The sequence below is a fragment of the Exiguobacterium sp. s21 genome (assembly GCF_018617975.1).
GTDB classification, from domain to species: domain Bacteria; phylum Bacillota; class Bacilli; order Exiguobacteriales; family Exiguobacteriaceae; genus Exiguobacterium; species Exiguobacterium mexicanum_A.
The window spans coordinates 147,878-164,135 of record NZ_JACSLF010000001.1 but is presented as its reverse complement, the minus strand read 5'-3'; the positions used below and the strand labels follow the sequence as shown (position 1 = coordinate 164,135).

At 57.1% G+C, this 16,258-nt stretch carries 18 protein-coding genes and 1 pseudogene; 17 read left to right on the top strand and 2 right to left on the bottom strand.

Annotated features, from left to right (window positions below; all coding sequences use genetic code 11):
* Positions 1 to 39 precede the first annotated feature (39 nt).
* From KNP06_RS15445 to treC, 6 genes and pseudogenes are all read left to right on the top strand, one after another.
* Complete coding sequence (locus tag KNP06_RS15445; RefSeq protein ID WP_205729356.1) at positions 40 to 1,164, top strand: sensor histidine kinase; 1,125 nt, start codon at positions 40 to 42, stop codon at positions 1,162 to 1,164.
* Between the two features lie 25 nt (positions 1,165 to 1,189).
* Complete coding sequence (locus tag KNP06_RS00845) at positions 1,190 to 1,882, top strand: response regulator transcription factor (RefSeq protein ID WP_034778646.1); 693 nt, start codon at positions 1,190 to 1,192, stop codon at positions 1,880 to 1,882.
* A 94-nt stretch (positions 1,883 to 1,976) separates the two neighbouring features.
* The gene (locus tag KNP06_RS00840; RefSeq protein WP_214711619.1) at positions 1,977 to 2,825 is read left to right on the top strand and encodes a DegV family protein; all 849 of its coding nucleotides are present in this window, start codon (positions 1,977 to 1,979) and stop codon (positions 2,823 to 2,825) included.
* A 91-nt stretch (positions 2,826 to 2,916) separates the two neighbouring features.
* On the top strand, positions 2,917 to 3,582 hold the full coding sequence (treR, locus tag KNP06_RS00835) for a trehalose operon repressor (RefSeq protein WP_052090231.1): 666 nt from the start codon (positions 2,917 to 2,919) through the stop codon (positions 3,580 to 3,582).
* 203 nt (positions 3,583 to 3,785) lie between these two features.
* A pseudogene (locus tag KNP06_RS00830) lies at positions 3,786 to 5,144 on the top strand (PTS transporter subunit EIIC); the annotation flags it as partial.
* A gap of 112 nt (positions 5,145 to 5,256) precedes the next feature.
* Positions 5,257 to 6,894, top strand: a complete 1,638-nt coding sequence (gene treC, locus KNP06_RS00825) for an alpha,alpha-phosphotrehalase (protein WP_214711617.1) — start codon at positions 5,257 to 5,259, stop codon at positions 6,892 to 6,894.
* Positions 6,895 to 6,946: 52 nt separating this feature from the next.
* On the opposite strand, the gene KNP06_RS00820 is transcribed toward treC, so the two are convergent.
* Positions 6,947 to 7,300 (bottom strand): hypothetical protein, encoded by a 354-nt coding sequence (locus KNP06_RS00820; protein ID WP_214711615.1) that lies wholly within the window; start codon positions 7,298 to 7,300, stop codon positions 6,947 to 6,949.
* A gap of 182 nt (positions 7,301 to 7,482) precedes the next feature.
* Between KNP06_RS00820 and KNP06_RS00815 the strand changes: the two genes are divergently transcribed.
* The 11 genes from KNP06_RS00815 (at position 7,483) to KNP06_RS00765 (ending at position 15,310) form a co-directional block, all read left to right on the top strand.
* On the top strand, positions 7,483 to 8,640 hold the full coding sequence (locus KNP06_RS00815; RefSeq protein ID WP_214711613.1) for a helicase-related protein: 1,158 nt from the start codon (positions 7,483 to 7,485) through the stop codon (positions 8,638 to 8,640).
* Positions 8,637 to 9,305: a ComFC family protein gene (locus KNP06_RS00810; RefSeq protein ID WP_214711611.1), complete on the top strand. Its 669-nt coding sequence runs from the start codon at positions 8,637 to 8,639 to the stop codon at positions 9,303 to 9,305. Before KNP06_RS00815 ends, KNP06_RS00810 begins: the two co-directional genes overlap by 4 nt.
* Before the next feature lie 58 nt (positions 9,306 to 9,363).
* Positions 9,364 to 9,708 (top strand): flagellar protein, encoded by a 345-nt coding sequence (locus tag KNP06_RS00805; protein WP_138859037.1) that lies wholly within the window; start codon positions 9,364 to 9,366, stop codon positions 9,706 to 9,708.
* A gap of 24 nt (positions 9,709 to 9,732) precedes the next feature.
* Complete coding sequence (locus tag KNP06_RS00800; protein ID WP_034778628.1) at positions 9,733 to 9,984, top strand: flagellar biosynthesis anti-sigma factor FlgM; 252 nt, start codon at positions 9,733 to 9,735, stop codon at positions 9,982 to 9,984.
* 112 nt (positions 9,985 to 10,096) lie between these two features.
* Positions 10,097 to 10,453, top strand: a complete 357-nt coding sequence (locus KNP06_RS00795; RefSeq protein ID WP_214711609.1) for a flagellar export chaperone FlgN — start codon at positions 10,097 to 10,099, stop codon at positions 10,451 to 10,453.
* A 12-nt stretch (positions 10,454 to 10,465) separates the two neighbouring features.
* On the top strand, positions 10,466 to 11,959 hold the full coding sequence (gene flgK, locus KNP06_RS00790) for a flagellar hook-associated protein FlgK (RefSeq protein ID WP_214711607.1): 1,494 nt from the start codon (positions 10,466 to 10,468) through the stop codon (positions 11,957 to 11,959).
* A 6-nt stretch (positions 11,960 to 11,965) separates the two neighbouring features.
* Positions 11,966 to 12,895: a flagellar hook-associated protein FlgL gene (gene flgL, locus KNP06_RS00785; RefSeq protein WP_214711605.1), complete on the top strand. Its 930-nt coding sequence runs from the start codon at positions 11,966 to 11,968 to the stop codon at positions 12,893 to 12,895.
* A gap of 3 nt (positions 12,896 to 12,898) precedes the next feature.
* Positions 12,899 to 13,474, top strand: coding sequence for a DUF6470 family protein (locus KNP06_RS00780; protein ID WP_214711603.1), 576 nt, complete (start codon positions 12,899 to 12,901; stop codon positions 13,472 to 13,474).
* Positions 13,475 to 13,489: 15 nt separating this feature from the next.
* Positions 13,490 to 13,927 (top strand): flagellar assembly protein FliW, encoded by a 438-nt coding sequence (gene fliW / locus KNP06_RS00775; protein ID WP_214711601.1) that lies wholly within the window; start codon positions 13,490 to 13,492, stop codon positions 13,925 to 13,927.
* Positions 13,927 to 14,154: a carbon storage regulator CsrA gene (csrA, locus tag KNP06_RS00770; protein WP_021066562.1), complete on the top strand. Its 228-nt coding sequence runs from the start codon at positions 13,927 to 13,929 to the stop codon at positions 14,152 to 14,154. The genes fliW and csrA overlap by 1 nt, the downstream gene beginning before the upstream one ends.
* Before the next feature lie 79 nt (positions 14,155 to 14,233).
* Positions 14,234 to 15,310: a GGDEF domain-containing protein gene (locus KNP06_RS00765; RefSeq protein WP_251129712.1), complete on the top strand. Its 1,077-nt coding sequence runs from the start codon at positions 14,234 to 14,236 to the stop codon at positions 15,308 to 15,310.
* 31 nt (positions 15,311 to 15,341) lie between these two features.
* Here KNP06_RS00765 and KNP06_RS00760 read toward each other — a convergent pair whose 3' ends face one another.
* Complete coding sequence (locus tag KNP06_RS00760) at positions 15,342 to 16,256, bottom strand: YitT family protein (protein WP_214711599.1); 915 nt, start codon at positions 16,254 to 16,256, stop codon at positions 15,342 to 15,344.
* Between the last annotated feature and the right edge of the window lie 2 nt (positions 16,257 to 16,258).

Here is a 16,258-nt window from a genome sequence, read left to right as displayed (position 1 = left end):
AGATGAAGACTTACTACCGAATTATTAGGGGATGGCATCGTGAATCATATTACCGATCGTACAGCTTTAGAACATATCATAACAAATATGATTGATACGGTGACGGAAAGTAAAGAGGAGATCGTCCGGATTACCGAGAGTTCGGCCAACGAGTATTCGTTGATTCAAAACGAACTGAAAGAGTTGACGCAAAAGATCGAGTTTTATATCGAGGAGTCGGAACGACTCGACCTGCTCGTGAAAGCGACGAAGAACAAACTCGTCCAAGTGAGCAAGAAGTTTCATATACATAGCGAGCAAGAGATTCGAGAGGCGTATGAACGCGCCAACCAAATGCAGCTCGAGCGCTTTCTCATCCAAAAAGAAGAGATGGCCGGCCAACAGCGTCGCAACGACCTCGAACGCCGCCTGCTCGTCCTCGAGGACACGATCGAACGGGCCGACAAACTCGTCAGCCGTGTCTCCGTCGTGCTGAACTTCCTTCGGGACGACCTGCAACAAGAGTACTCCGACATGATGAAGAAACAAGAGATGGCGATCAGCGTCTTCGAGGCGGCCGAACGGGAACGGCGCCACCTCGCCCGTGAGATGCACGACGGACCGGCGCAATCGCTTGCTCATATTTTGATTCGAGCCGATTTGATCGAGAAGACGTTCGACAAGCGCGGGAAAGACGAGGCGTTCGCCGAACTGCACGAGCTGAAACGCCTCATCCGCGGGGCGCTCGTCGACGTCCGGCGGCTCATCTACGACCTTCGTCCGATGTCACTTGACGACCTCGGCTTCTTGCCGACGCTCGAACGATACCTCCACCAGACCGAGGAATATACGACCATCAAGACACGGCTCAACTACCGGGGGTCTCGGGCCAGATTGCCTGAGAAACTGGAGATCAACGTGTTCCGGCTCGTCCAAGAGGCCGTCCAAAACGCGATCAAACACTCGAAGACGGCGGAGATCATCGTCAACGTCGAGCAAGCGCACGACGCGATACATATTCATGTACGGGACCATGGGGTCGGATTCGTGCCGAGCACGATTGGCGAGGAGTCGTTCGGGATCGTTGGAATGCGGGAACGGATCGAGCTTGTGAACGGAAGCATGACCATTGATTCGGAAGTCGGCAAAGGGACGGTCGTCCGCATGTCGATTCCGATCACGTAAGACAAGAACAAGGGGGAGTATCCAGATGGAACAATTACAAACACGCATCGCGATCGTGGATGACCATGAGCTGTTTCGAGAAGGCTTGAAACGGATCTTTGATTTAGAGGACGAATTCACGGTCGTCGCCGAAGGACGGACCGGCACCGAGGCGATTCGCATCGCCGCCGACCATAAGCCGGAGATCTTGATTCTCGATATCAACATGCCTGAACTGAACGGGATCGAGGCGACGAAACAATTGTCGGTGCTGTCACCAGAGACGCGTGTCCTCATCCTGTCGATTCACGACGACGAGTCGTACATCACGCACGCGCTCGAAGCGGGCGCATCGGGCTTCCTGCTCAAAGAAGTGGCTTCGACTGAACTCATCTCGGCCGTCCGATCGGTCGCGAAAGACGGGGCGTACCTGCACCCGAAAGTGACGACGAACGTCTTGAAGGAATACCGTCGCTTGCTCCAATTCAAAGGCGAACAGGCCGGCCGTAACGTCGAGAACCGCACGGACGATCCGGTCTACCAATTGTTGTCGCGTCGTGAAGTCGAAGTGTTGCACTTGCTCGCCGAGGGCCGCTCGAACCGCGACATCAGCGACATGTTGTTCATCAGCGAGAAGACGGTCAAGAACCACGTCTCGTCGGTGCTTCGCAAGATGGAAGTGAACGACCGGACGCAAGCCGTCGTCGATGCGATCCGCCGCGGATGGGTTGAGATTTGACCTCTACCGATGCAATACATCGTTTTTATGCTACAATATGGAATGGAATCCACATTCAATTGGAAAACGAAACGATGTAAAGTGAGGATATAGCATGGGAAACATAGCCATTTTGACCGACAGTACTGCTTATTTGCCGGCCGAATTTTGTGAGCGGCACGACATCCACGTCGCCCCGCTCAGCGTGATCTTTGACGGGGAGTCATTCCGCGAAGCCGTCGACATCACGACCGAGACGTTTTATGACCGGATCGAGGCAGGGAACTTGCCGACGACTTCCCAACCGAGCATCGGGGAAACAATCGAATTGATTGAACGTTTGCCGGACGAGGTGACGGATGTGATCGCGATCACCCTCTCGAGCGGAATCAGCGGCACGTACCAGTCGATGATCGCCTTGAACGGTATGGTCGACGTCAACGTCCACGCGTTCGATTCGGAGATCTCATGTATGCCTCAAGCGTTCCTCGTCGAAGAAGCGATTCATCTGCGTGACGCAGGCGCGTCGGCACAGGAGATCATGGCTCACCTTGAAAAGATGCGCGAGTTGATTCGTGCGTACTTTGTCGTCGATGACCTCGACCACCTCCAACGAGGCGGACGACTCAGCGCGGCACAGGCGCTCGTCGGATCGTTCCTTCAAATCAAGCCGGTGTTGCATTTCCAAGACCGGTTGATCGTCCCGTTCGAAAAGATTCGGACGTACAAGAAGGCGGTCCGCCGCATCGAAGAGATGATGGAACAATCGATCGAGGGCGACGGTGCAGGCTACTGTATCGGCATCATCCACGCTAACTGCCCGGACCGTCAGGCCGAGGAGATCGCATCGATGAAACAGAAATTCCCACAGGCCCATGTCACGGGCGGTCATTTCGGACCGGTCATCGGGACACACCTTGGACCTGGTGCGATCGGCATCACGTGGTATCGCCGCGAGTGGTAAACAAAAGACGGCCATCCGGTCGTCTTTTTCGATAGAGAGGAGTGAGCCTGTGGCCAAATATCGTCAAATCTATGAGCGCCTCGCCGAGCGGATGAAGACCGGGGAATATGCGGCGGAGTCGAAGCTGCCATCCGAGACCGAGCTCATGCATGAGTATGAGGCGAGCCGAGGCACGGTCCGGAAAGCGCTCGACCTGCTCCAAGAGCACGGGTACGTCCGGAAGCATCACGGGAAAGGCGTCTTCGTGCTCCGGCGCGACCAAATCGAGTTCCAATTCAACGGCATCGTCAGCTTCTCGGAAGTGTACGCTTCCTTGCTCGGCCGCTCGATCCAGACGTCGGTCGCTTCGTTTGAGGACATCGAGGCGCCGACTTGGCTCGCCGACCGGATGAACCTTGAGCCGGGGACGCGGATGTACCGGATCGAACGGGTCCGGAACTTCGACGGGGAGGACGTCATCCTAGACGTGAATTATTTCGTCAAAGACCTCGTTCCGGGACTGACGGAAGAGATCGCTGCCCGTTCGATCTATGAGTACGTCGAGCATGAGCTCGGGCTCCAGATCAGTTACGCCAAGCGGAAGATCGCGGCCGAGGATGTGACCGAGCTCGACCGGATGCGGCTCGACCTCCACGATTACGAGTACGTCATCGTCATCACGAACGACACGTTCCTCTATGAGGGCAGACAGTTCGAGTATACCGAGTCCCGGCACCGGCTCGACAAGTTTCAGTTCAGTGACGTGGCGCGCCGATAACGCCCCTTCTTGCGAAGGGGTCTTTTTTTCGTTTTGAATCGAGGGGAGAAGGAACAAAAATAGTGAACGCCTGTCACGAATTTGTCACGCATAACTTATATAGATAAGTTATTGACAGAACTCGTCTATATAAGTTAAACTTTGTTTGTACTCATAAGTAACCGTTTTCAACAAACGCTTTCAAACAAAGGAGGCCAACAAATATGAAGGCAGATTATCGTCAAATCGCCGCGGATATCCTTGAAGCCATCGTGGGCAAGGATAACGTCGACAAAGCGGCACACTGTGTTACGCGGCTCCGTCTTTCGTTGAAAGACCAATCGCTCGTCAATGAAGCAAAAGTGAAAGAAGCTGATCTCGTCAAAGGGGCATTCGAAAACTAGGGTGTCTATCAAGTCGTCATCGGGGCCGGTGACGTCGAACGCGTCTATGCCGAATTCATCAAACTCGCCGGGCTCGAAGCGGCGACGGTCGCCGAGGTCAAATCGGCCGGCGGCAAGAAGATGAACCCGCTCCAAAAACTCGTCAAAGTGTTCTCTGACGTGTTCATGCCGATCATCCCGGCCATCATCGTCGCCGGTCTATTGATGGGGATCAACAACTTGCTCGCGTCGGAAGGGCTGTTCATCGATGACGCGACGCTGATCGAGGCGTACCCGAACCTGCAAGGACTTTGGGACCTGATCAACATGATGGCGAACACGGCGTTCGTCTTCCTCCCGGCGCTCGTCGGTTGGTCGGCGACGAAACGGTTCGGCGGCAGCGAAGTGCTCGGGATCGTCATGGGTCTCTTGCTCGTCCACCCGGACCTCTTGAACGCCTGGGGTTATGGGCAGGCGGCGCTTGAAGGCGACATCCCGACGTTCAACATCCTCGGCTCGTTCGAAATCGAGAAAGTCGGCTATCAAGGTCAGATTCTTCCGATTTTGGCAGCGGCCTTCATTTTGAGCCATATTGAGATGTTTTTGAAAAAACACGTCCCGAACGCGATTCAATTGCTCGTCGTACCGATCACGACCATCGTCGTCACCGGTTTTCTCGCGCTCGCGATCGTCGGACCGCTCACACGTGGCCTCGGTAACGTGATCGCAACAGGAATTGTCAACGTGTTCGAACCGGTACCGGTCGTCGGGGCACTCCTGTTCGGTCTGCTCTACGCACCGCTCGTCGTCACGGGGATGCACCATTTGTTCCTCGCGATTGACTTGCAGCTCATCGCGGAAACGAACGGGACGTTCCTCTGGCCGATGCTCGCCTTGTCGAACATCGCCCAAGGTGCAGCCGCACTCGCGATGTTCCTCGTGTTCAAACATGACGCCAAACAAAAGAGTATGGCTTCAACGTCATCGATCTCGGCATTCTTCGGGATTACCGAGCCGGCCGTCGCGGCGGTGTTCATCACGTTGAACGACGTCTAAGCGTTCGCTGTCGGGGTCGGGGGTCTTCCTGGATTCCTGTCAATCTTCACCGATAAGATTCTTATCTTCATCGTCGGGATGGTCATCACCCTCGTCATACCGTTCGTGTTGACGATCGCTCTGTCGAAACGTTACATGAAAAAGGCGAAATCGAGAAAAACAAAGTCGCATAAGAAGATGACTGACAAGGGGAGGGACGGAGGTTCTTCCCCTTTTCCTGTACAAATGAAAACTCTTACAAAAGGAGACTACATCTATGACACCATCAAACTGGCGCAAATCTGTCGTCTATCAAATTTATCCGAAAAGCTTCTATAGCCCGGAAGGCAATGCCACCGGCTCGATCAAAGGCGTGACGGCCAAGCTCGACTATTTGGCCGAGCTCGGTATCGAATACATTTGGATGACGCCGGTGTACAAGTCACCACAAAACGATAACGGCTATGACGTCAGCGACTATTACGCGATCGACCCGTCGTACGGGACGATGGACGATCTTGACGAGCTCGTCCGCGAGGCCGAGGCGCGCGGCATCGGGCTCATGATGGACATCGTCGTCAACCACTCGTCGACCGAGCATGAGTGGTTCCAAAAGTCGCTCGCCGGCGACGAGCGCTACCGCGACTATTACATCTGGCGCGACGAGCCGACGAACTGGGAGTCGAAGTTCGGCGACAACGCCTGGAAGTATGATGAGAAGAGCGGCCAATATTATCTCCACTTGTTCGACGTGACCCAGGCCGACTTGAACTGGGAGAACGAGCAGATGCGCGAGGACGTCTATGAAATGATGCGCTTCTGGCGTGACAAAGGCATCAAAGGGTTCCGCCTCGACGTCATCAACTTGATCTCGAAGCAGCAGGACTTCCCGGAAGACGACTCGGACGGCCGCAAGTTCTATACGGACGGGCCGCGCATCCATGAATATTTGAAAGAGATGAACCGCGAGGTGTTCGACGGGCATGACGTCATCACGGTCGGCGAGATGTCATCGACGACGCTCGACCACTGCGTCCGCTACTCGAGCCCGGACGAGCGCGAGCTCAGCATGACGTTCAGCTTCCATCACTTGAAAGTCGACTATCCGAACGGCGAAAAGTTCGTCGCCGCCCCGTTCGACTTCGTCCAACTGAAAGACATCATGTCGACGTGGCAGGAAGGGATGCACGGCAAGGGGTGGAACGCCATCTTCTGGTGCAACCATGACCAGCCACGCGTCGTCAGCCGGTTCGGCAACGACACCGACCATCGCGTCGAGAGCGCGAAGATGCTCGCGACCGTGCTCCATGGCCTCCAAGGGACACCGTACATCTATCAAGGCGAGGAGATCGGCATGACGAACCCAGGCTTCGACTCGCTCGACGAGTATCGTGACATCGAGACGCTCAACGCCTATAACTTGAAACGCGAACAGGGCGTGTCGCACGAGGACATGATGGCCGCCATCAAACAGAAGTCGCGCGACAACTCGCGGACGCCGATGCAGTGGGACGCGACGCCGCACGCCGGCTTCACGAGCGGGACGCCGTGGATCAATGTGGCGCCGAACTATCCGGACGTCAACGTCGAGACGGCGCTCGACGACCCGAACTCGGTGTTCTACCACTACAAGAACTTGATCTCGCTCCGCAAAGAGTTCGACGTGTTGACGGACGGGGACTATACGTTCCTCACACCGGACGCGCTCGACGTCTGGGCGTACACGCGGAAGACGGAAGACGAGGAAGTGCTCGTCGTCGCCAACTTCTACGGCCCTGAGACGACGTATGAGATCCCGGCAGGTTTCTCGCAGGCCGAGGTCGTCAGCCACAACTATGACGTGCCGCAGCTCGACGGGACGACCTTGTCGCTCCGGGCGTATGAGGCGATCATGTTCTACAAACGGAACGCATAACGAGAAAAACTCGCCAGACGAAATCGTCTGGCGAGTTTTTTGATTATAGGTGTTAGTCGAAGGCGTCGCGTCGGTCCAATGACCGTGAGACGTTCGCGACATCCCCGATATTGTCGTCCACGACGTCTCCGGCTCGAGTGACGCGCACCCACAACTCAGCTTCGACATGGGACGGGGACGCGAACAAGACGTAATACTTCGCATCGTACAGGGATAAGTACGTCACGTCGGTCACGACGAGTTCCATCTCGGGATACGTCTTGTCGACATACGTTTCGGCTGCTCGGACGGCTCGTTGTTCGGCCGCCTCACTGCCGTTCAGCACATACCACACCCACCAACCGAGACAGAACACGGCCATCATTCCGAGTACGGTCAAGACGTTATGAAGCGGTCGTTTGTGCATCGGACACCTGCTTTCCAATTATTGGACTACGCTTAGTATAAAAGAGATGTTGCACCGTTCGCCTCGGTCGTAAGTCGCAATTGGCTCAGGTTCCGTACGGGAATGGTGCCGCTACATGCTGACAACGCCTCATGTCCGACGGCTTCTCACATGATATCCTCATTCAAAAAGGACTGATTGTATTGGGACAACTCATCATCGCTCCGACCGGCACGCCCGCCATCCGCTTCGGCATCTGTCAACGCTGTCTGAGCGCGGACACCCGCTCGTTCACGTGCCACCACGGTGCGTGCCGCTATTGCCGGAATTGCCTCCATCTCGGCCGTGTCTGTCAGTGCGACCGTCTCGGGGAAGAAGACATCACGACACCGGTCGAACCGACGGAACTCGTCATGCCGTTCGAGCTGTCGACCGACCAGCAACACATCAGCCGGCAGTTGCTCACCTGGTGGGAATCTCGGACGAGCGGGCTCGTCCATGCCGTCTGCGGAGCCGGGAAGACGGAGATGACATTCCCGGTCATCGCGCGCGTCGTCAATGAAGGGAAGCGTGTCCTCATCGTCTCGCCGCGCCGTGACGTCGCCATCGAATGGGTCGACCGGCTCGAGGCCGCCTTCTCCGTCCCGGTCACCCGGCGCTACGGGGGCGGGGACAAGGACACGATTGGGATGATCACTGTCGCGACGGCGCCGCTGCTCGTGAACTTACGATATGTGTTCGATTACGTTCTCGTCGATGAGTCTGATGCCTTTCCGTTCGCCTTCGATTTGGCACTTTGGTGGACGCTCCGCCGAGCCGGGAAAGGCCTGTTCTTGTTCGTGACGGCGACGCCGACCGTCTGGCAGCGCCAGTTCCCGACCGTGCATCTATCGCGCCGCTATCACGGCCACGACTTGCCGGTGCCGCGACTCGTCCGTGAGACGGGGCAAGTCATCCTCGACTTCTGTCAGCGCCATGAGTCGACGCCGCGCCTGTTGTTCGTCCCGACGAAGCCGGACCTCGTCCGTTATGGGGAACTGCTCGCGGCGAACGGGTTCGGCTACCAGGCCGTCTCGGCAGATACCAATGAGCGGACGGATACGCTCGAATGGCTCGAGGCGACGAACGGGATCGTGCTCGCGACGTCGATTTGGGAGCGGGGCATGACCGTGACCGGGGTCAACGTCGCCGTCCTCGACAGCAGCCACGCCTTGTTCTCGTCCCGCGCCCTCGTCCAGATGGCAGGGCGGGCCGGTCGGAAACCGACCGCGCCGACCGGGGATGTCGTCTTCTTCTACCACGAGCGCACGTTCCGGCAAGACCGGGCCATCCGCGAGATCGAGGAGGCGAACCGGAGATGAACTGTCTCGTCTGCCGAAAACCGTTCGCTATTCCGTGGAGCCCGGCGACGCTCTTAAAACGGGACTGGGTCTGCCCGGACTGCGAGGGGAGATTGACCCCGATCATCTCGGGCTGCCCGCGCTGCGGCCATCCGACCGAGGACGGGGCGACATGCGACGATTGCGTCCGGTGGCTTGCCCTCGGTCTCGATTTGACCGTGCGCTCGCTCTACCTATATGACGAGGCGGGTGTGAACTGGCTCCACCGCTACAAGTTCGGCGGTGATGTCGTCCTGGCCAATCAGATGCGCCCGGTACTAAGGCAGCTGCGAGAACCGGATGTCGTCTACGTGCCGATCCCGCTCAGCGAGGAGCGGTTACGGACGCGGCGTTTCAATCAGGCCGAGGTGCTCGCCCGATTGATCGGACCGATGGAACGGACGCTCGTGAAAGCCGAGGTTTCAAGTCAGCGCGAACTTGGGAAAGAAGAAAGGCGGCACCGTGCGAACCCGTTCACTGTACAGCGGTTACCGCGCTGTGGCAAAATTGTCCTCGTCGATGACGTCTATACGACCGGGACGACGTTGCATCAAGCGGCGCTCACCCTGCGCCGGGCCGGGGTGGAACAAGTTTCTGCCGTTTGCCTGTTCCGGACGCTAAACAAATTAAAAATGCGTCCGATATAAAGGGCAGAGGTGAATGACTGTGGAAGCAACAACTTGTCAAACATGCGGACGGCTGTTCATGAAACAAAGCCGCTCGCCTTACTGCCCATCCTGCGCGGAAGTCGATTTCCAAAACTTCTTGAAAGTCCGGGACTTCATCCGCGAACCCGCCAATAAACAGACGACGATCGGGGCCCTTGTCGAAGCGACAGGCGTCTCCGAACTTGATATCACGCGATATATCCATGAAGGACGCTTGATCATCAAGGACAACCCGTCTCTGAACATCGCCTGCGTGCGCTGCGGCAATCCGACGAACCAAGGAAAGGTATGCGCGGGTTGTCAGACCGACATGCAGCAAGAACTGAAAGGGCTACAAGCCACCGTCACGAAACAAAGCGTTCGCGCTTATCGTTTGGACTAACAACTGAGAAGAGGGGGGACACGTATGCGCATCGATTCTGCAAAGTGGGTACACTTACCGAACACTTATGAGAAGAAAACGCAACCTGAGACGAAGCCCGAGCTGACACGCCAAACGGACCAACTATCGATATCGGCCGAAGCCCGCGCCCGGTTTGAAGAACCGGTGAAACATCCGGAGCGCCTGGAGAAGATTAACGCCTTGAAGGCGGAAATCAATGCTGGGACGTATTCACGGGACGCGCGCGAAATCGCCAAACGCTTTCTACAAGGATGAATGAAAGCGAGGTCCGAGGGAGACCTTCGCATAAATATGATGGCACGGAAGCTGACTAAACAAGGGACACCCTTTCTTTAGTCGGCTCTTTTTTTGGACAAAGGAGAGACTTATGCTCACATTACATACACGTTTACTCGAAATCGCTTATGAAAAAGAACGACTGCTCGTCAACGGCGATATGCCCGCGTTCAGCGCGCTCGTCAAGGAAGAGGCGACGCTCGTCCGACAAATCATACAAAAAGAGGCGGAACGACTTCAAGGAACGTACATTTTGGACGATGAAGAGAAAGAAGCACTACGACCGATCGTCCTCGAGCTGAAACGGCAAAATGAATTGAACGCCGTCTTGCTCGAACAGTCGCTCCGGTATATCGAATGGCATTTGGATATGCTCCTGCCAGAGGCAGATGATTTCACGTACGGTCAACAGGCGCTCGAGACGCGCTCGTTCAGTCGGGATGTATAAGGAGGAAGTTTAATGGGCTCAACATTTATGGGATTAGAGACGGCGCGTCGCAGTTTGACGACGCACCAGTGGGCGCTCCAGGCGACGGGGAACAACGTCGCCAACGCATCGAACCCGGGTTACTCACGCCAGCGCCTATCGCTCGGCATGACCGAACAACTCAGCGTCAACTTCGGCGGAACGAAAGCCGGGCAGTTCGGGACGGGTGTCCGCGGGGAGACGCTCGCTCGGATCCGTGACTTGATGATCGACCAGCAATATCGTGACGAATCGCTCAAGAACGCCTACTACGCCACGAAAGAGGCGGCGTTCGGCCGCATGGAGGACATCGTCAATGAGCCGTCCGAGACGGGCCTCGCCAAATCGCTCGACTTGTTCTGGGCCTCGCTCCAAGACTTGTCGGTCAACCCGGACGACGCAGGCGCACGGAGCGTCGTGCGGCAACGGGCGATGACGCTCGCGGAGACGTTCAACTACATGTCGTCCTCGCTCCAAAAAGTGCAGGCCGACTTGGCGTCTGAAGGTGACGTCGTCGTCAAGAAAGTGAACGACTTGATGACGAAGATCAGTGAGGTCAACCGTCAAATCGGTGACGCGGAGCCGCTCGGCGTGCTCCCGAACGAGCTGTATGACGAGCGTGACCGCTACATGGACGAGCTTGCCCAATATATGGACTTTAAACGCGTCCCGGTCGACTATACGAACGGGGAATCGCGCGGGAACTCACAGAAAGTCGCCGAGGGCCGGATCGACATCGTCGTCACGATCGGTGGCGTCGACCATAAGCTCGTCGATGGGATCAACGGCACGGTCGGCTCGTTCGACGGTCTCGACATGACCGATGCGACCGGAGCGGACGTGGCCCTCACGCATGCATCGATGCCAAACGGTAAATGGAAAGCGCTCGTCGAGATGTACGGTACGGACACACCCGAATCAGGCAGCGTGAACGGCGCGTACGCGACCATGTTGAAAGACTTGGACGAGATGGCCAGCCAGTTCGCCTCGGCCTTCAACACGGCCCACAGCAACAACATGGACGCCAAAGGCAACGCCGGGACGGCGAACTTCTTCGAAGGGACGGCGAGCGCCGCGACGATTAAAGTGAGCGACGCCGTCATGAACAACCTCGATTTGATCGCCGCGTCTCAAGACGGCAACATCGGGGACGGCAGCGGGGCACTTGCCTTGGCGAACTTGAAGTCGGCCACGCTCAGCTTCGACGGATCGGTCCAGACAGAGACGTCGATCGGGAAGTACTATCAGAACGTCATCGGGAACATGGCTGTCGCCGCCGACCAGAGCGGACGACTCGCGACCAGCACGTTCGCCCTCATGGCGAGCTCGGACCAGCGGCGCCAGGCAGTGAGCGCCGTCTCGCTCGACGAAGAGATGACGATGATGATTCAATATCAACACGCTTATAACGCGGCGGCCCGCAACATCACGGCCGTCGACGAGATGCTCGACAAAATCATCAACGGCATGGGTGTCGTAGGGAGGTAATGCTTGATGCGAGTCACACAGACGATGCTCACACAGACGAACTTGAAACACTTATCGAGCAGCTATAACAAGCTCGCCCAAGTGCAAGAACAGCTCATCAGCGGGAAACGGATTCAACGGGCTTCGGAAGACCCGGTCGTCGCCATGCAAGGTATGCGCTACCGGACCGAGGTGCGCGAGGTCGACCAGTTCCGCCGCAACGTCAGCGAAGCGACGAGCTGGATGGACTTGACCGATTCGACATTGAACGAAGTGACGGAAGCCGTCAAACGGATTCGTGAATTGACGACACAGGCGGCCAACGACACATACGAGTCGTCGCAACGTCAAATTATCCAGAGTGAGGTCAATCAGTTGATCGAACATATCGGCTCACTTGCGAACGCGAAGTCGGGCGAGAAATATATTTACAACGGCACGAAGACGGACCAACCGCTCGTCGACATGGACGCCTTGAAGGCGTTCCTTGCCGACCCGAACGGGGACGTCAACAGCATCTATCTGGGCGGGGCACCGGCCGCGAGCGGGAAAGTCGCCTTCGAAGTATCGAAAGGCATCACCGTCCAAGTGAACATGCAGCCGGAGACGGTATTCGGGAGTGACGTGTTCGCAGGACTCCACGACCTCGTCTCGAAACTGGCCGACCCGAACACGACCGGTGAGGTTCTTTCGAACGAGCTCGCCGACCTCGACGTGATCGCCCAAAACTTGATCACGGAACGGGCCGAGCTCGGGGCGCGCGCCAACCGGTTGGAGCTCGTCGACAACCGCCTGCAAGAACATGAGATCATTGCCAAGACGATCATGTCTGATAACGAAGACATCGACATCGAAAAAGTCATCATGGAGCTCAAATCTCACGAGACGGTGCACCGGGCTGCGCTATCGGCCGGCGCCCGAATCATTCAACCGACGCTCCTCGACTTCCTCCGGTAAGCGATGAACATCGCCCGGCTGGAGATGCGGCAGACGCAGGCCGCGATTCAAATCACGTCGAACCGGCCCCACCTCGAGATGAGGCAAGGCCGGGCCGATGTGTCGATGACACAAGGTAAGGTCGAGATGACCCAACAGACGACAGGCGGTACGCTCGAGGTCGACTCGTCGGTCGCGCGTAGTGAAAGCAACTTAAAGGGGGCGCTCGAGCTCGGGCGCCATTTCGGTCAGCTCGGGCAACAGGCGGCCCGGGAAGCGACATCGACCACGGCCCGGGACGGGGACCGGCTCATGCGCATCGAGAACGGCAACCCGATCGCCGCGATGGCCGCTGAGAAGACGAGCGCCCCGTACCCGGTCGTCGACATGGACTTCATGCCGAAGTCGCTCGACCGCGTGAAGTTGACGTATACGCCGGCGGATGTCAAAATCGAGTGGAACCTGACGCCGGCACAGATTGATGTATCACTCACCCCGGCCGATATCTCGTTCACGCCATGGACGACGGACATCTCGCTCCGTCAGCAGGCGTCGCTCGAGATGTGGCCGGTCGGTGGCATGTATGATGAGACGCGTTGAAAGTGAGGACAACCCATGTTCATTGAGACAGACTATTTTGGCAAAATCGAAGTAAATGAAGAAGAGACAATCTCGTTCGTCAGTGAAATTCCCGGATTCCCGGACTCGAAGACGTTCACCCTCATCCCGTATGGGGACGAGCTCCCGTTTTGGTCGCTCCAGTCGCTCGAGGACCCGGCCTGCGCTTTCGTCGTGACGAACCCGTTCTGGCACAAGCCGGACTATGCGTTCGAATTGACCGACGGCGCGAAAGAACAGCTCGGCATCGACGAGGCGGAGCACGTCTCGGTATATGCCATCGTGACGCTCCGTGAGCCGTTCGACGACTCGACGCTTAACTTGAAGGCACCGATCGTCATCGAGACGAAAGAGCGCCGCGGGAAGCAAGTCATCTTGGATGACGTCTACCCGGCCCGGTTCCCGCTCGGCGGTCAGAAAGAAGAGGTGCGCTGATGCTCGTATTGAAACGAAAACAAGGCGAGGCGATCCATATCGGGGACGATGTGACGCTCACCGTGCTCGCCATCGAAGGCGACCAGGTCAAGCTCGGCATCGACGCCCCGCGCCATATCGACATCCATCGTCATGAGGTGTACGTCCAGATGCAGGCCGAGAACGAATCGGCCCGCGACAGCGCCAACTTGATGAAACAGATGATGCAAAACAAGTCGGAGGCGTGAGCTTCCGGCTTTTTAGCTGTCCTAAAATTTGGATAGGGTGACATGCGTCATTTTTGTACGATAGGATAGGAGGAAAGAAATGGCGGGAGAGGACAAGGCTTGGGTCAAGTCATCAACATCTTTTTCATCAATGTCAGTATCATCTATCTCGTTTTATCACTGGCCCTGTATCTCATGCGCCAGCCTGTTGCCGATTCAGGCAGGTTCTCCTTATGCGGTCCGCATCTGGTTTGGTCTCGCCATGGGGCTCGCGGCCGTACTGTTGACGGTCAACTCGTTTCAAGTCGGAGAGGCAAGAGTCGACCTCCAGATTATCCCGCTCGCGCTCTCAGGCGCCTATGCCGGACCGGTCGGAGTCGCCGTCACGATGGGGTTGACTCTTCTCGGTCGCTTCGGTCTCGACGGCATGACCGACCAATTCATCCGCTCGTTCGGCACGCTCGGCTTGTTCTTCGTGTTGTCGCTCGTGTTAAATCAACTGGTGATGCGACGCGGTCACTTGTATTCGGCCTATCTCGTGTTCGGGGCCGTGCTCGTCTTGTTTCGAATTGCTGGCAACGTCCCGATTCAGGCGTTCACGACCGTGTTCTTGCCGTATTTCGTCATGACGTTCCTCGGTGGCTGGATGTGTTACTGGGTCGCGAAACAGATTGAGACGCACCTGCGCATGTTCCGGCTGCACGCGCAGCGGGCGACGATTGACGAGCTGACGGGTCTCCCGAACCGCTATATGACGCTCGAACGTTTGAACGAGGTCGAGATGTCGGGTCTCCCTTGGGCGCTGTTCGTCATCGATGTCGACCGGTTCAAGCAGTTGAACGATACATATGGTCATCGAGCCGGTGACGCAGCGCTTCACCACATCGGTCAAACGTTACAGGCGAACTGTCCGCCGGACGGCTTCGTCGGGCGCTACGGCGGGGAAGAGTTTCTGATGGTGCTCGAGGATGCCGGTGACGTCCGGTTGATCGCGGACGATATCGTCAAGGTCATCCGCGACACCCCGTTCTCGTTTGAAGGGATGCACATCCCGATGACGGTTTCGCTCGGGGCATCGCTCGCCGGGGCCGAGCTGGGCACGGTCGTGTTCGAAAGGGCCGACGCCGCGCTCTATCAGGCAAAGATGAACGGGCGCGATCAAGCGAAAATTGGATAAACAAAAAATCGGTCCGAGGGAGGCCGATTTTTTAGTGGATATTTTTCTTTTTGAACTGGCCGCCCCGGACGTCATGGATATTGCCGATGGCGAGGAACGCCTTCTCGTCATAGTCGTCGAGGATGTCTTTCAGTTTCGTCTCTTCAAGTCGGCTGATGACGGTGAAGACGACCTTCTTGCCGTCGCCGGTGTAGGCGCCTTCCCCGTGCAAATACGTCACACCCCGGCCGAGTCGGTCCATGATGGCTTGACCGACGTCATCGGGTGAGGTGGTGATGATCCACGCGGCCTTCGACTGATCGATTCCTTCGAGCACGATATCGATCGTCTTGAAGGCGATGAAATACGTGAGGAGCGAGTACATGGCCCGGTCCCAGCTGAAGATGAACCCGGCCATTCCGAGGATGAAGATATTGAAGAACATGACGATCTCACCGACGGAGAACGGCAACCGGTCCGTGAACGATACGGCCAAAATCTCGGTCCCGTCGAGCGAACCACCGGCCCGGATGACGAGCCCGACCCCGGCGCCGAGCAAGAAGCCGCCGAACACGGTCGACAACAGCAAATCGTCAGTGAACGGCTCGACCGAATGGAGCAAGATCGTGAAGCCGGACATGAGCGTGATCGCCAACAACGTGACGACGGCGAACGTCTTCCCGATTTGGCGATAGCCGAAGAAGATGAACGGGATGTTGAACAAGACGAGCCAGATGGCGAGCTTCGTGTCGGTCATATACGACGTGATGATCGAGACGCCGACGATGCCGCCGTCGATGATCTGGTTCGGGACGAGGAATGCCTCGAGCCCGACCGCGAAGATGAAGGCGCCGAGCAACAGGAGCAGCCCCTTGGCGAGAAGCTCGGTCGGTTTAATCGGGTTATGGACACGTTTCAAACGGAGCACTTCCTCCGGGGTCGGGGAAGGCATCGGTGGACGCTGCATCG

Coding starts and splice junctions, on each gene's coding strand:
- KNP06_RS00845 (WP_034778646.1), top strand. CDS start 1,190: ATGGAACAATTACAAACACGCATCGCGATCGTGGATGACCATGAGCTG.
- KNP06_RS00840 (WP_214711619.1), top strand. CDS start 1,977: ATGGGAAACATAGCCATTTTGACCGACAGTACTGCTTATTTGCCGGCC.
- treR (WP_052090231.1), top strand. CDS start 2,917: ATGAAGACCGGGGAATATGCGGCGGAGTCGAAGCTGCCATCCGAGACC.
- treC (WP_214711617.1), top strand. CDS start 5,257: ATGACACCATCAAACTGGCGCAAATCTGTCGTCTATCAAATTTATCCG.
- KNP06_RS00820 (WP_214711615.1), bottom strand. CDS start 7,300: ATGCACAAACGACCGCTTCATAACGTCTTGACCGTACTCGGAATGATG.
- KNP06_RS00810 (WP_214711611.1), top strand. CDS start 8,637: ATGAACTGTCTCGTCTGCCGAAAACCGTTCGCTATTCCGTGGAGCCCG.
- KNP06_RS00805 (WP_138859037.1), top strand. CDS start 9,364: ATGAAACAAAGCCGCTCGCCTTACTGCCCATCCTGCGCGGAAGTCGAT.
- KNP06_RS00800 (WP_034778628.1), top strand. CDS start 9,733: ATGCGCATCGATTCTGCAAAGTGGGTACACTTACCGAACACTTATGAG.
- KNP06_RS00795 (WP_214711609.1), top strand. CDS start 10,097: ATGCTCACATTACATACACGTTTACTCGAAATCGCTTATGAAAAAGAA.
- flgK (WP_214711607.1), top strand. CDS start 10,466: ATGGGCTCAACATTTATGGGATTAGAGACGGCGCGTCGCAGTTTGACG.
- flgL (WP_214711605.1), top strand. CDS start 11,966: ATGCGAGTCACACAGACGATGCTCACACAGACGAACTTGAAACACTTA.
- KNP06_RS00780 (WP_214711603.1), top strand. CDS start 12,899: ATGAACATCGCCCGGCTGGAGATGCGGCAGACGCAGGCCGCGATTCAA.
- fliW (WP_214711601.1), top strand. CDS start 13,490: ATGTTCATTGAGACAGACTATTTTGGCAAAATCGAAGTAAATGAAGAA.
- csrA (WP_021066562.1), top strand. CDS start 13,927: ATGCTCGTATTGAAACGAAAACAAGGCGAGGCGATCCATATCGGGGAC.
- KNP06_RS00765 (WP_251129712.1), top strand. CDS start 14,234: ATGGCGGGAGAGGACAAGGCTTGGGTCAAGTCATCAACATCTTTTTCA.
- KNP06_RS00760 (WP_214711599.1), bottom strand. CDS start 16,256: ATGCAGCGTCCACCGATGCCTTCCCCGACCCCGGAGGAAGTGCTCCGT.